This window comes from Zobellia sp. OII3, assembly GCF_002211465.1.
Classification (GTDB): Bacteria; Bacteroidota; Bacteroidia; order Flavobacteriales; family Flavobacteriaceae; genus Zobellia; species Zobellia galactanivorans.
The window spans coordinates 331,579-345,546 of record NZ_MWRZ01000004.1 but is presented as its reverse complement, the minus strand read 5'-3'; the positions used below and the strand labels follow the sequence as shown (position 1 = coordinate 345,546).

General features: G+C 44.2%; 11 protein-coding genes. 5 read left to right on the top strand and 6 right to left on the bottom strand.

The annotated features are described in order from the left end of the window. Positions 1–422 precede the first annotated feature (422 nt). The 6 genes from B4Q04_RS14045 to B4Q04_RS14020 all read right to left on the bottom strand — a co-directional run bounded on the left by B4Q04_RS14045 (position 423) and on the right by B4Q04_RS14020 (position 6,848). Entirely contained in the window at positions 423–2,039 is a 1,617-nt protein-coding gene (locus B4Q04_RS14045; protein ID WP_201723397.1) for a sulfatase, read from the bottom strand. Between the two features lie 106 nt (positions 2,040–2,145). Beyond that, the gene (locus B4Q04_RS14040; RefSeq protein WP_088697147.1) at positions 2,146–2,937 is read right to left on the bottom strand and encodes an alpha/beta hydrolase; all 792 of its coding nucleotides are present in this window, start codon (positions 2,935–2,937) and stop codon (positions 2,146–2,148) included. A gap of 8 nt (positions 2,938–2,945) precedes the next feature. Continuing rightward, on the bottom strand, positions 2,946–4,064 hold the full coding sequence (locus B4Q04_RS14035) for a Zn-dependent alcohol dehydrogenase (RefSeq protein ID WP_013995996.1): 1,119 nt from the start codon (positions 4,062–4,064) through the stop codon (positions 2,946–2,948). Positions 4,065–4,107: 43 nt separating this feature from the next. Continuing rightward, positions 4,108–5,364 carry an NAD(P)/FAD-dependent oxidoreductase gene (locus B4Q04_RS14030; protein WP_088697146.1) on the bottom strand — a complete coding sequence of 419 codons (1,257 nt, stop codon included), beginning with the start codon at positions 5,362–5,364 and terminating at the stop codon, positions 4,108–4,110. A gap of 7 nt (positions 5,365–5,371) precedes the next feature. After that, complete coding sequence (locus B4Q04_RS14025; protein ID WP_013995998.1) at positions 5,372–5,680, bottom strand: 2Fe-2S iron-sulfur cluster-binding protein; 309 nt, start codon at positions 5,678–5,680, stop codon at positions 5,372–5,374. A gap of 4 nt (positions 5,681–5,684) precedes the next feature. Continuing rightward, positions 5,685–6,848 (bottom strand): cytochrome P450, encoded by a 1,164-nt coding sequence (locus tag B4Q04_RS14020; RefSeq protein ID WP_088697145.1) that lies wholly within the window; start codon positions 6,846–6,848, stop codon positions 5,685–5,687. A 185-nt stretch (positions 6,849–7,033) separates the two neighbouring features. Between B4Q04_RS14020 and B4Q04_RS14015 the strand changes: the two genes are divergently transcribed. The 5 genes from B4Q04_RS14015 to B4Q04_RS13995 all read left to right on the top strand — a co-directional run bounded on the left by B4Q04_RS14015 (position 7,034) and on the right by B4Q04_RS13995 (position 13,958). Then, a complete protein-coding gene (locus B4Q04_RS14015; protein ID WP_088697144.1) occupies positions 7,034–7,873 on the top strand; it encodes an AraC family transcriptional regulator in 840 nt (279 codons plus the stop codon). Between the two features lie 173 nt (positions 7,874–8,046). Continuing rightward, on the top strand, positions 8,047–9,588 hold the full coding sequence (locus B4Q04_RS14010) for an alpha-L-fucosidase (RefSeq protein ID WP_013996001.1): 1,542 nt from the start codon (positions 8,047–8,049) through the stop codon (positions 9,586–9,588). Positions 9,589–9,764: 176 nt separating this feature from the next. Further along, the gene (locus B4Q04_RS14005) at positions 9,765–10,781 is read left to right on the top strand and encodes a zinc-binding alcohol dehydrogenase family protein (protein WP_013996002.1); all 1,017 of its coding nucleotides are present in this window, start codon (positions 9,765–9,767) and stop codon (positions 10,779–10,781) included. 37 nt (positions 10,782–10,818) lie between these two features. Continuing rightward, on the top strand, positions 10,819–12,471 hold the full coding sequence (locus tag B4Q04_RS14000; RefSeq protein WP_013996003.1) for a UxaA family hydrolase: 1,653 nt from the start codon (positions 10,819–10,821) through the stop codon (positions 12,469–12,471). Between the two features lie 38 nt (positions 12,472–12,509). Continuing rightward, the gene (locus B4Q04_RS13995) at positions 12,510–13,958 is read left to right on the top strand and encodes a tagaturonate reductase (protein WP_013996004.1); all 1,449 of its coding nucleotides are present in this window, start codon (positions 12,510–12,512) and stop codon (positions 13,956–13,958) included. Positions 13,959–13,968: the final 10 nt, after the last annotated feature.

The window sequence follows — 13,968 nt, the reverse complement described above, 5'->3', positions numbered from 1 at the left end:
GTCTCTTGCATTTCAAGATGAAGAAAACCCATTTTATTAGCATATTTCATCTAAAAAATAGGCAAGCGCACATACGATTTGATTCTTATCCAAATGGATCTAAGAAACTCGTCCATGTAAAATTTTCGGGTCTTTATAAAAATGGATTTTTTCACTAAATAAACAAACCCCAATTTTTAATAAAATGCAGTCAGGAAGCAGTCAATTGCCTTTCCTTTTAAAATTAGACCTACCCGAACTACAAATAGGATCGCATGTAGCTATACAGAAAAACACACATGAATTATACTGTAAAATGACCGTTCCAAGCTGTTTCTTTCAAAACGATTAATATAGGTTTGGGCCATAAAAAAGGAGGTGAAATCCACCTCCTTTCCCTAGCTCGCCTATTTACCTACAATTAAACTACAAAGTCTCTTTATTTAATCCTTAGTAAGGTTACTACCCCACCAATTATCCTTAGGGTCAAAATCAGCGGATAAAAAGTCGCGTCTTTGTTTTTCAAGGGCGGGCATTTTTACTTCTTCAATTTTTTTGAGATAGGCCGCTTCTTTTTTAGGATCGTAGTCAGGATCCTTCTCGGGGTATCGGGCGCCTACATCATCTAAGTAAGCAAACAATTGCTCGCTCAACTGCTTTGTTAACTCTGGATTCTCCGAAGCCACATTCGATAATTCTTGAAGGTCGTTTTTGAGATTGTATAGTTCTTCCCGACCATCTTCATAATAATGGATCAATTTCCAATCGCCCTTTCGTATAACCGAGGAGGGCTCCCCTCCTTGGTTTCCGTAATGCGGATAGTGCCAAAACAATGCTCTTTCCTCCAAATGGCCTCCCTTTAAAATAGGTAAGAGACTTTTTCCGTCCAAATGTTGTTCCGGTTTCAGGTCGGCCCCCACCACATCGAGAATGGTCGGATATAAATCGGCACCGGTTACGGGCTCTGAAGTAGATGCCCCTCCCTTTACCAACCAAGGTGCTTTTATAAAATAAGGCTCACGTATACCTCCCTCAAACTGATAGCCCTTTCCTCCTCTCAATGGTAGGTTGGAAGTTGAAAACGAATCTCCCGCAGACACCCCTCCGTTATCGGAAGTAAACACGACCAAGGTGTTTTTGTCCAAACCAAGTGAATCTAAGGTATTCAACACCCTGCCTACGGCATCATCCATTGTCTCTACCAAACCGGCATAGACAGGATTGTCTTGCACCTGACGTATCGGAAGGAATTTCGCCATTTTATAGCCCGAGTCCGCCACCCCGTTCCTTACCGCTTTTTTTCTATATTTCGCCCACTTCTCCTTTGTTGTCTGTATCGGTCCGTGAACGGCGTAAAAGGAAAGATAGGCAAAGACGGGTTTTCCGGTTTTGTTCGGATCGTTCTCCTTTAAAAAGGTGACGGTCTCCTCGGCCAAACGCATGCTCAGGTTTTCGCCATCTTTTCGGTTTTCGAGATTTGGATTATTGTATGGTGAGAAATATCCCCCATTCGGACTCCCGGCATCCCATCCTCCTATGTTGATATCAAAACCGTGATCTTCAGGCCAGGAGCCTTTTTCTCCCAAATGCCATTTTCCCGCAAAAAACGTCTTGTATCCAGCCGCTTTCATGGCCTCTGGCAAAGTGATGGCCTCGGCCGGCAACTTATGCTCATAATCTGCCGGCAGCAATTTATTAAAGCGTCCGGTCTTGCGCCATTCCGTTCCTGCCTTCGCCCCTATCCAATCGGTTATTCCGTGTCGGGCCGTAAAGGTTCCCAGCATAATACTCGCCCTGGAAGGACTGCACACCCTACTTGCCGCGTATCCGTTGGTAAAGGACATACCCTCTTTGGCGATTCTATCAATATTTGGCGTTTCGTAAAATTTACTCCCCGTAATACTCAGGTCATGATAACCGTAATCATCGGCCAAAATAAAGAGTACATTGGGTTTAGCGACCTGCGTTCCTTGCTGTTTTTCAACTTTTTTTTCTTCGTTCTTACAACCGCTAAAAACCAATATACTTAAGGTTATAACGGAATAGAGCATGTGCTTCATACCTTTTGGAATTTTCAATTTGATGTATCCGAAAGGTAGTAAATAATAAGATAGACCGATTCCATCGGCGCGAAAGTCAATAAATGGAAATGGATTCGTTAAAAAACTAACAGAATCTTGAAAAAAACCGAAGACTGTCCTTGACGTGCTCACTCCAGTAAGTCCACTCATGTGCCCCTTTGAACTCTTCGTATAGATGTGGAATACGGTTTTCCTCTAGGTTTTGGTGAAGCTTCCTATTATAAGGGATAAGATCATCTTCGGTGCCACAATCGAACCGTAGGTTGGGCAACTGGGCCTTGTTTTTTTCTATGAGCCCCCAGACTGTATTTTCGGAATGGTCTTCCTGCACATAGCTATCGAGGGGTTCTTCTACAAAGAGTTCCATTTGCGCAATATCGGTAATGGACGAATGTGCCGAAATAGCCCTGAACCTGTCGTGATATTTCACTCCCAACCGCAAGGCCCCGAAGCCGCCCATGGAGAGTCCCGAAATAAACAATTCCGATTTTTTACTTACCGATGGAATATTCTCGATAACGGCATTGGGCACATCGTCAACGATCCAACTTTCAAAATCTTTTTGATGATGCGGCAGATACCCCGAACCATCTCCCCAAAGTCCGTCTGAAGGCATGGCGATTACCATGGGGGGAATCTCGCCCTTTTCCATCATTTGAAGTGCGGAAATGTGCACCCCGGCTTTTTGAGACCAGACCCAAGCACTGCCATAGACCCCATGTAACAAAATAACCAGCGGCAAATCTTCCAAGTCGGCCATTGGAGGTACAAATACACAAATATCCCCTCTCCCCCTTAGTTTTTCCGTTTTTACGGTAATAAAACGAAGATTGGCACTTTCGTAGGCGGCATCTGAAATTTCGGTGGTTCTAAACATGTTTTATTCTAATCAAAAACTACAACTCCTTTTGCATTTTTACCGGCCAACATATCGTCTAATGCCTGTTGCAAATCGTCTAGTTTGTATTCTTTGGTAATCATTTCATCCAATTTAAGGTCGCCCTTTTTGTACAATTGCATGAGTTTTGGAAAATCAATTTGAGGTCTACACTTTCCATAAAGGGGATTAATGTAGATTTTATCCCACTCAAAAAGGCGCATATCTATAGTGATATCTTCTTCAATACCACTTACCTGAACGGCCGTTCCGGCATTCCGCACCATAGCCAAGGGCGCCGCTCCCAAAGCAGGAATAGCGGTGCATTCAAAGGCATAATCAGCTCCTCTACCGCCAAGCACTTCCTTTACCTGTTCGGCAACATTTGCTAAACCTACATCCGTTTTATCGGCCAAAATAACATCTGTAGCCCCAAATTGTTTCGCCAATTCAAGTTTATTGGGATTGATATCCACGGCAATTATCCTACCCGCACCCGAGATCTCACAAGCATTGATTACGTTGAGTCCGACTCCACCACAACCCAATATTACAGCTGAGCTACCCGCTGCCAATTTTGCCGAGTTGACCACAGAACCATAACCTGTCATTACACCACAACTGATAATACTCGCTGCGGAAAAATTCAGGTTTTCCTCCTCTATTTTTACTACGGCAGATTCTTTGACCAGAGCGTACTCGCTTAAGGTGCCTAGGTTGAAAGATCGCTCTATAGGCTTTCCTTCCCATTGGCTTCCTTCTAAATGCGCATGCCCCGGAGTATGACCGTTTCCTCCGGCCACTACAGGTGAATTGTTCTCGCATATATGCTGATTGCCTTCCTGACACTGAAAACAGTGCATACAGGGCGTTGCCCAATTCAAGAGTACTTGGTCTCCTTTTTTTAGATCTTTGATATCGGAACCGACCTTTTCTACAACTCCGGCCCCTTCATGTCCCATAACAATAGGTTTTCCCCAGCTAAGGGAATCATAATCCGTATGACAAAGACCCGCTGCCTTTATTTTTACGAGTAGCTCGTCTGCCTTTGGCTCTGCAACGGTTACATGGGTAATGGTAAAACTACCATCTCCTTTAGCTACTGCACTCTTTGATTGAATAGACATTTCTTATTCTTTTTACGTAGTTCTAAGCTACTTTTATATTTTGTTATTGAGCCACGAGGTTGGCCGGTTTGAACTCGGCCGTCGGGCCGCCCAATTTAGATTTATCAATTTTCTCTCCTCCTTTAATGAACTTTGTTCCGTAGACATAGGCTTTGGCATTGTTTACCGCATCAACGGACAAAAGAGTGTCTCCCTTAAAATACCAGACCGAAAAACAATTGGGCTTATCGGCCTCCTCGCGCACAACTACTTCATCGTAACCATCGGACAGGCCTACCATTTGTAACTTCACATCGTATTGATCAGACCAAAACCAAGGTAGGGTATCGTAACAACATTTTTTACCCGCAATGGCAGCCGCCGCAATTTTCGCTTGATCAACGGCATTTTGTACCGATTCCAGCCTAATATAGCGGTCGTAATGTGGATTATAATGAAATGTACAATCACCTATAGCATAGATAGACGCATCGCTCGTCTGTGCCATTTCATTGACCCGAATACCATTTTCAATAGTCAAACCTGCCTTTTCGGCCAATTCTTTATTTACGTGTATACCTACCCCCACTATAACCATATCCGCTGGGTAACTACTTCCATCGGAGCAAACCACGATATTCCCGTTCGATGCCGGTTCTATGGAAGTTACGTTCTTTTCGGTAAGGACCGAAACGTGGTTATCACGATGTAATTTTTGAAAAAAAGCGGACATTTCCGGAGCCGTAACCCTAGCCAGTATGCGTGATTCGCGCTCCAAAACGGTAACGGATGCACCGAGTTTTTTTAGTGACGCAGCCGTTTCAAGTCCAATATACCCTCCACCGATAACAACAACTTGAAGCGATTCGTTTTCGGCCACCGTCTTTTTGATATTGGCCACGTCCGCGGCGGATCGAAGCGGAAAAAGATTCTTTGCCGTATCCAAACCTGGTATAGGTGGCATAATCGGCCGTGCCCCCGTAGCTAAAACAAGTTTGTCATAGGCTACCGTTGTACCGTCGGCCAGAATAATTGTTTTACTTTCTCGATCTATGGCATCGACCCAAACCCCTAACTTAAGCTCAATACGCTCCTTTACATAGCTTTCCTTTGACTTTAGAAGGTTTTTCTCGATACCGTCATCGCTAGTCAAATAGGCTTTAGACAATGGTGGACGATGGTAAGGCAAAACGGAATCGGCATCTATCAAGCATATCGATCCGTTCCAACCTTCCCGCCGTAAGGCAAAGGCAAAATTCACTCCGGCATGACTAGCACCGATCACTACACAGCTCGGTTCATTATTCGGTATATCTGACATTACCTCTTTATTTGGCAACTTTTAAAACCACACCATCTATGGCGTCACTGATCTCAATTTGACAACACAACCTGCTGTACTCGTCAGCATTGTCGTCTAGCTCAAGCATATCGGTCTCTATCTCACTGGCACTCCCTGTTTTCACCATGTCTTCTGGCGTCACGTGTACATGACAGGTAGCACACGAACAGACCCCGCCACAATCGCCATCTATTCCGGGTACGCCGTTCTCAACGGCCAAGGCCATTACCGAACCCGAAGTTCCTTCTAAAGTTATCGTTTCGTCGTCACTGGTGATAAAAGTGATTTTTGCCATAAATTTATTTTGTTAAAGGGTTGAATTTTATTTGAATGTTATGAAAACCTACTTTACGCTGAAAGTGGTCTAAATCCTCTATATTTTCCTTGTAGTCCAATATTTCGAACGAAGCTACTTTTTGTGCCAAGGTCTGAAGCAAGATTTTCAATATCTGCCTGGCGTGGGTCGCCCCTAAACAATTATGGTGGCTAAAACCGAAGCCTACATGTGGATTGACCTTCCGATCCAGAACGATTTCGTTCGGATTCTCAAAAACTGCGGCATCCCTGTTGGCCGAAGCCCAGCACAGTGAAATTCTACTATCGGCCTTTACCGCATGCTCACATACATGGGTATCTTCGGTTACCACGCGTCCCATTTGCGTAAGGGGCGAAAAATAACGGATCATTTCCTCCACCGCCCTACCGGTAATCTCAGGTTCTTTACGCAATCGCTCCAACGCTTCGGGATGTTCGGCCAAGTAAGCAATAGAATTGGTGACCGCATTGATAACGGTATCCCGTCCTCCTGCAAAAGTCAACACCATTACCCCCTTTACTTCTTCCTTGGTCAATTTCCGACCTTCGAACTCAGAATTTAAAAGTACGGAATACATATCATCTCCAGGATTTTCACTGGCTCGATCGATCTGTTCATCTATATAATGGTAAAGAATATTGGCTTTATCGCCGTCTAGCGCCTCTCCTTCACTTCGAAACACATGGGTTCCCCAAGAAATCCAGGTTTCCGATTCGGAAAACGTTGTATTTAAGAGTAAGGTCAAGGCCCTTGACTGCAAGCGAAGGGCAAAATCGGTTACGACCTCTACACTCCCTTTTAATAAAGTCTCTTCTACGATTTCTGAAATCTGGGCCGTTAACTTCTCTTGGTATTCCGCTTGTAAGGGTCTTTTGAACCAAGGCTCTACAATAGCCCTGTATACTCCATGAACCGGAGGATCTACTTCAAAAGGTATTTGGCGGGTGTCGCGTATGTCCACTTCTGAAGGAATTACGATTCGCCCCGGAACCGCACCAGATTGAAAGGTTTTATAATTATGCGCACTTTTACGAACGTCTTTATGTCGTAAAAGCATGGTCACGGAATCATCTTGATCGTTCATTTCCCCGTAACCTTTTGATTCCCTTGCTTTTTCAAACGGGTCTGGAAGCTCACTTTTTTTCATTCCAACAGTATTAGTTTTATAATGGACTTTCTGGATTGGTACAAAAATCAATATTCAAAACTCATAATCAGTTGCCTTTTTTAGCAAATAAGTACCTTATTTTGCTATTTATATTCAATTTTTACATATTTTAGGATAAAATAAATCACTTCATACGGCATCTTGCCCTTGTAAAAGTTCTTCGGATGCAACCCATATTAGAGCCCATACATTTAGATGAACAACGGACCATAACGAGTTTTTATCATTCTAAAAAGAATTTTGAGACTCCTTGGCATTTTCATCCACAACATGAGTTGACCTATATAGAGGAAAGTGTAGGGACAAAATTCGTGGGTGATTACGTAGGCCCCTATGAACCCGGAGAATTGGTGCTACTTCGTTCAAACCTTCCCCATTGCTGGAAAAACAATACCGAACAAACAGGGCTATCAAAATCGATAGTGGTCCAATGGAACCTTGGCGTTTTCCCTAAAGTCCCTGAATTGGAATCGCTCTTTCAATTATTGAGAACCGCCTCCAAGGGAATTTTATTCGATAAAGAGGCAACCGCCCCGCTTATATCCCAATTAAAAAAATGCCCCAAATTAGGAGGGCACGACCTATATATTCAATTGCTTACATTATTGGTAAAATTGGCCGATTGCGATTACACTCCCTTATCGAGCGCAAGCTTTATAGACGACCTACCTTCGGAATACGGTAACCGAATGGCAGATATCCACGATTTTGTAGGGATGCACTATAACCGAAAAATCTATTTAAAAGAATTGGCCGACCTGGTCAATATGTCGGAACAATCGTTTTCTAGGTTTTTCACCAAAATGATGGGACGGCCTTTCTTTACCTTTTTAAACGAATACCGCATCAATATTTCCGCACGGATGCTTCTTGATACCCATGACTCGGTTTCCCATATTGCTTTTGCCTGTGGTTATGAATCATTACCTTTCTTTCACAGGCAGTTTAAGAAGTTTATGGGCTGCTCTCCCCTTGCCTATCAACGAAAGTATACGAAAGTCTAGTAAAAAAACGTGTTTTTTTCGATCTGACAAAAAGACTACAAATCAACTAAATAACCATTTGTTATACTTATTTGACCAATTCGCACTATCATTTTTCCCATTATGTTGCAACTTAGCCACTCATTTATCGCATCAATTATTTATCGCGTAAACCAACCTTTTAAAGTATTCTAATGTATAGAATTTTTACACTTTTAATGACGGGCATCCTACTCACCTCATGTGGGTCGAAAGCCGAAAAGAAAAAAGAAGGGGACATTCCCCAAGAAACTGCGGTCAAATTTGAACCGAATTGGGAATCTATTAAAAAACATTATAAAGACCCCGAATGGTTCAACGACAGCAAATTTGGTATTTTCATTCACTGGGGGGCCTATTCGGTACCTGCCTATGGATCGGAATGGTACCCACGCCAGATGTATATGGATACCGCCACCTTCAGCGCCCAATTGAAATTGGGGCAAAAAGGGCCTAATGCAACATATTTACACCATAAAAAGACATACGGGGACCAAAAGGAATTTGGTTACAAAGATTTTATACCCATGTTCAAGGCCGAAAAGTTCGATGCCAAGGAATGGATCGATATTTTCAAGAAATCCGGAGCCAAATATGTGATTCCCGTGGCCGATCATCATGATGGTTTTGCCATGTACAAATCGAATACGACCCGATGGAATGCCGTTGATATGGGGCCTAAACGTGATGTTTTGGGCGAGCTTTTTAAGGAAGGCCGTGCCCAGGGTATGATTATGGGGGCTTCATCCCACTATGCCTTCAACTGGTCATTCTATAATAAAAAAGACAAGTTTGACACTACCGACCCGGAATACGCCGACCTCTATTCCCCTAAAGGAAAAGACCTGACCGAGCCCGTATCGGAAGAATTCAAGAAAATGTGGTGGGACAGAACGGTCGACCTTATCGACAACTATCAACCGGACATCCTTTGGTTCGATTTCTACCTTGATATACCCGACTATAAGGAATACCGTCCTAAAATTGCGGCATACTATTATAACAAAGGACTGGAATGGGGCAAAGAAGTGGTAATAAACGATAAGAACTTTGATCATGAAGCCTTTCCTGAAGGTACCGTAATCTACGATTTGGAACGTGGAAAGCTTCCCGGTATTCGAAAGCTCCCTTGGCAGACCGACACTTCTATCGGAAAGAATTCTTGGTGTTACGTAACCAACTGGGAATCACGCACGGCCAATAGCCTCGTCGACGACCTAGTCGATATCGTATCCAAGAACGGAAACCTTTTACTTAATGTAGGTCCGAAAGCAGATGGTACCATCCCGGAAGACCAAAAAGAAATATTGTTCCAAATCGGAGATTGGTTAAACGTAAACGGTGAAGCGATTTACGATACGGAATACTGGAGCACTTTCGGTGAAGGCCCCACAGAAGTCAAAAAAGGCCATCACAGCGAAGGACAAAACAAAGGATTCACAGGTCAGGATATTCGCTTTACAAAGAAGGGCGACAAACTGTATGCGATCATGATGGAATGGCCGGAAGGCAATAAGGTCAACATAGAATCATTGGGAAAATCCAGTGAACACGGTAAGGATTTGAATATCAAAAACGTAAGACTCTTAGGTAGCGACAGCAAAATAGAATTTGAAGTAAATGACGCTGGCCTCAGCATTTCGGACCTAGGGCCGAAGACGGGAGAATTTGCACACGTACTGGAAATATCGTTATAGCACTGTAATAAAGAAGTTAGTTGAGTTAGTTTTTTTAATTTTAGGAGCGCACCAGTCACGGTGCGCTCTTTTTCAGTAATACACCATAGTGAATAGGGTATTTCCCTTATTTAGGGATACTACTAAAAGGAAAGAGATTGTTTTAATATAAATGTGACCAAAAACAGATTAAACACATGAAGTACATTGTATGTGAAAAACCGGGCGAGTTCATTCTTAAAGAAAAAGAAGAACCGACAAGAAAATCCGGCGAAGCCATATTGAAAGTGAAAAAGGTAGGTATTTGTGGTACAGACCTACATGCTTATGCGGGCAACCAGGCATTTTTTACCTACCCGAGAATTCTAGGTCACGAATTGGCTACGCAAGTAGTTGAAATAGATGAGAATCCTCAAGGTATCAAAGCGGGCGACAATGTGGTCGTCATGCCCTATGTAAGTTGCGGCACCTGTATCGCCTGCAGAAACGGAAAGACCAACTGTTGCACGAATATCCAAGTTTTGGGAGTTCACACCGATGGAGGGATGCAAGAGAAAATTACCGTACCTACCAATCTACTTATCCCCGCACAACAGTTGACCGACGACCAAATGGCCGTTGTCGAACCTTTGGCGATCGGGGCACACGCCATTCGACGTGCCGGTATAAAACCTGGCGAAACCATAGTTGTAGTGGGTTGTGGACCTATCGGAATCGGCATCATGAAGCTCGCGCAAATTGCAGGGGCCAAAGTAATAGCCATAGATATGAACCAACAACGCTTAGATTACGCTAAAAACGATATCGGTGTCGATTATGTAGTTTTAGGAGGAAAAGATGCCGTAGACCAAGTTTCGGAAATCACCAAGGGCGATCTAGCCACAGCTGTTTTTGATGCCACGGGCCATAAAGGAGCCCTTGAAGCCGGCCCCGATTACATGTCACACGGAGGAAGGTACATATTGGTGGGACTCTCTAAAGGTGAATTGGTATTCACCCACCCTAAGATACACGCAAAGGAAACGACCATTATGTGCAGTAGAAATGCCACTTTGGAAGACTTCGAACATGTCATCTCCGTTTTGGAAAAAGGTGAGTTTCCCATCGATTCCTTTATTACGCACAATGTTCCTTACACCGAAATGATCGCCAATTTCGATGGCTGGCTAGACCCGGCGAACGGAGTGATCAAGGCTACCGTTGATTTCGAATAAACGAATCGCATTTAAGCACGGACAAAAGCAAAGAACAATGTCAAAGCAATTTTTGCAAATACACCCAGAAGATAACGTTCTGGCTGCACTTACGGACCTTCCCAAAGGTTCTGATATAGAACATAACAACGACCGTTTTCAATTGACCGACAAGGTCAAGGCCAAACATAAATTCACCATTTGCAGCCTCAAGCCCGGCGATAGCATTTTCATGTACGGTTCCTTGGTCGGCAAAGCCACCAAACCTATTGCAAAAGGCGAAACCATAACCACCGAAAATGTGGTCCATGCCTCTTCGGAATACGAAGTAGGCCAAGAGAAACTGAGCTGGAAGGCCCCGGATGTCAGCAAATGGAAAGATGCTACCTTCAACGGATATCACAGAGCCGACGGTAGTGTGGGTACGGCCAATCATTGGCTGGTCATCCCCTTGGTTTTTTGTGAAAACCGAAATGTCGATGTCATGAAATCCGCCCTTTTGAAATCACTCGGCTACCATACGGCTACCGATTTTGTGGTCGATACCGAAATTCTTGTCGACCAATATAAAAACGGGGCTTCCGAAAATGAACTCTTGGCTTCGGATATCATCAAGACTCCGGAGGAAATTAAGCAAAACCGAACCTTCCCGAATGTTGACGGCATCAAGTTTTTAAACCATGACGGTGGATGCGGCGGCATACGCCAAGATTCCGAAACGCTTTGCAACCTTTTGGCCGGTTACATCACCCACCCTAACACGGCGGGCGCGACCATTTTAAGCCTTGGTTGCCAGAATGCCCAATTCAAGTTGCTTGAAGAGGCCATCGCCAAACGCGATCCCAATTTCAAAAAACCGCTGTATGTGCTAGAACAGCAAAAAAGTGCGGGCGAGCGACAGTTTATAGAAGAGGCCGTAAAAAAGACCTTTTTAGGCCTGATCGAAGCCAATAAAACCGAAAGAAAACCAGCTCCCGTAAGCCAACTGGTCTTAGGCCTGGAATGTGGCGGATCCGATGGTTTTTCAGGTATCTCGGCAAACCCCTCTTTGGGCTACGCCTCCGACCTATTGGTCGGCTTAGGCGCGACTACGGTACTTTCTGAATTTCCTGAACTGAACGGGGTCGAACAAGAATTGATCAACCGCTGCCAAACCGAGGAAAATGCCGAAAAGTTCGCAAAATTAATGCGGGCCTATTCAGAAAAGGCCGTATCGGTTGGTTCTGGATTCGAAAACAATCCCTCGCCAGGAAATATTAAGGACGGCCTCATTACCGATGCCATGAAATCTGCCGGTGCCGCAAAAAAAGGAGGCACCAGCCCCGTAACCGATGTACTTGACTATACCGAGCCCGTAAAGAAAAAAGGACTCAACCTGTTATGTACACCGGGGAACGATGTGGAAAGCACCACGGGCCTTGCGGGATCGGGCTGTAATGTTATTTGCTTTACTACAGGCCTAGGCACCCCAACAGGAAACCCGATCGCCCCCGTCATCAAATTGTCGAGCAACAACGCCCTGAGCGAACGAATGAAAGACATTATCGATTTTAATACCGGAACGGTCATTACGGGCGAGGATACCATAGAAACCAAAGGCGAAGAACTGCTCGACTATATCATCAAGGTAGCGAGTGGGGAAATTGTTCCCGCCGCCGTACGATTGGGCCAAGAGGACTTTATTCCTTGGAAAAGAGGTATCTCACTGTGATCATCGCAACTAAAACCAATTTAACAAAAAGCTAATTAATGCACATTTTAAACCATACGACCACACCTAACAGAATTCAACGTCCTATCAAGGTCATGCAATTTGGGGGTGGCAATTTTTTGCGGGCCTTCGTTGATTGGATGGTACACGTACTCAACCAAGAAACCGATTTCAACGGTGACATAGCCATCATAAAACCTACCGCTGGAGGCGATTATTCAGAATTAAAGGATCAGGACGGCCTTTTTACGGTCGTTCTAGACGGCATAAAGAACGGAAAACTGGTGGCCGAAAAAACCCTGGTTACCGAGGTTCAAAGTGTAATCCATTCCTATAACGAATGGGCCGGCTATTTAAAACTAGCGGAAAACGAAGATTTGCGCTTTGTGGTTTCAAACACCACGGAAGCCGGAATCAAGTTCAATGCCGACGATAAGTTCGATGTCAACCCGCCGAGGGAATTTCCCGCCAAGTTGACCGTTTGGCTTTACCATCGGTTTAAACATTTTAAGGGCGAGATCGATAAAGGCTGTATTCTACTACCTTGCGAATTGATCGAAGACAACGGAACCGCACTAAAAAAGACCGTTCTACAATATGCCGACCATTGGAACCTAGATGATGATTTCAAAAATTGGGTCCTTACGGCCAACCATTTCTGCAGTACTTTGGTAGACCGCATCGTTTCGGGCTACCCTACCGACCGCGCCGATGAAATTGAAAAAGAACTAGGCTATAACGATGAACTTTTGGTAGCCGGGGAATATTACCACAGTTGGGTCATTCAGGCCGATGAAGCCGTACAAAAAGAACTTCCCTTTGCCGAAACCGACCTCAATGTAGAATTTGTAGAAGACCTCGCCCCCTATCGCGAGATGAAAGTACGCATCTTGAACGGTGCCCATACCTCGATGGTGCCAGTGGGCTATTTGGCCGGCATCCGTTTTGTAAAAGAGGCCATGGAAGACAAAGATGTAAGCCATTTTGTGGAAAGCCTTCTTTTAGAGGAAGCTGCCCAAACACTTAACTTTCCCAATGCGGTAAAAAACAAGTTTGTTGCCGACGTACTCGATCGTTTTAGAAACCCACTGTTGAAACACCAGCTCATCAGTATTTCCTTAAACAGTACGTCAAAGTTCGTTGCCCGCCTGTTACCCACCTTAAAGGACTATTACAATACCCAAGGCCAATTGCCAAAGCGTATCGTATTCGGACTTTCGGCTTTGCTCCGTTTTTACAAGGGGGAATTCAAGGGAGAAACTATCAAGCTTAACGACGATAAGGCGGTTCTTGCTTTCTTCGATTCGGAATGGAAAAAAGTGGATGACGGCACTTCCAACCTAATTGATTTTGTTGAGACCGTACTTAAAAACGAAACCATTTGGGGGGAAGACCTGACCCAAATAAAAGGTTTGGCAAACCGTATTGCCGGGAACATACAAAATATAGAAGCCGAGGGAATTGTTTCTTGCTTGAGAAAGCTATAACCTAAACCTT

What these genes read in the sequence shown, in the direction of transcription:
- B4Q04_RS14000 (WP_013996003.1), top strand. Translation starts at nt 10,819, where the DNA reads ATGTCAAAGCAATTTTTGCAAATACACCCAGAAGATAACGTTCTGGCT.
- B4Q04_RS14025 (WP_013995998.1), bottom strand. Translation starts at nt 5,680, where the DNA reads ATGGCAAAAATCACTTTTATCACCAGTGACGACGAAACGATAACTTTA.
- B4Q04_RS14005 (WP_013996002.1), top strand. Translation starts at nt 9,765, where the DNA reads ATGAAGTACATTGTATGTGAAAAACCGGGCGAGTTCATTCTTAAAGAA.
- B4Q04_RS14020 (WP_088697145.1), bottom strand. Translation starts at nt 6,848, where the DNA reads ATGAAAAAAAGTGAGCTTCCAGACCCGTTTGAAAAAGCAAGGGAATCA.
- B4Q04_RS14045 (WP_201723397.1), bottom strand. Translation starts at nt 2,039, where the DNA reads ATGAAGCACATGCTCTATTCCGTTATAACCTTAAGTATATTGGTTTTT.
- B4Q04_RS14010 (WP_013996001.1), top strand. Translation starts at nt 8,047, where the DNA reads ATGTATAGAATTTTTACACTTTTAATGACGGGCATCCTACTCACCTCA.
- B4Q04_RS14015 (WP_088697144.1), top strand. Translation starts at nt 7,034, where the DNA reads ATGCAACCCATATTAGAGCCCATACATTTAGATGAACAACGGACCATA.
- B4Q04_RS14040 (WP_088697147.1), bottom strand. Translation starts at nt 2,937, where the DNA reads ATGTTTAGAACCACCGAAATTTCAGATGCCGCCTACGAAAGTGCCAAT.
- B4Q04_RS14030 (WP_088697146.1), bottom strand. Translation starts at nt 5,364, where the DNA reads ATGTCAGATATACCGAATAATGAACCGAGCTGTGTAGTGATCGGTGCT.
- B4Q04_RS14035 (WP_013995996.1), bottom strand. Translation starts at nt 4,064, where the DNA reads ATGTCTATTCAATCAAAGAGTGCAGTAGCTAAAGGAGATGGTAGTTTT.
- B4Q04_RS13995 (WP_013996004.1), top strand. Translation starts at nt 12,510, where the DNA reads ATGCACATTTTAAACCATACGACCACACCTAACAGAATTCAACGTCCT.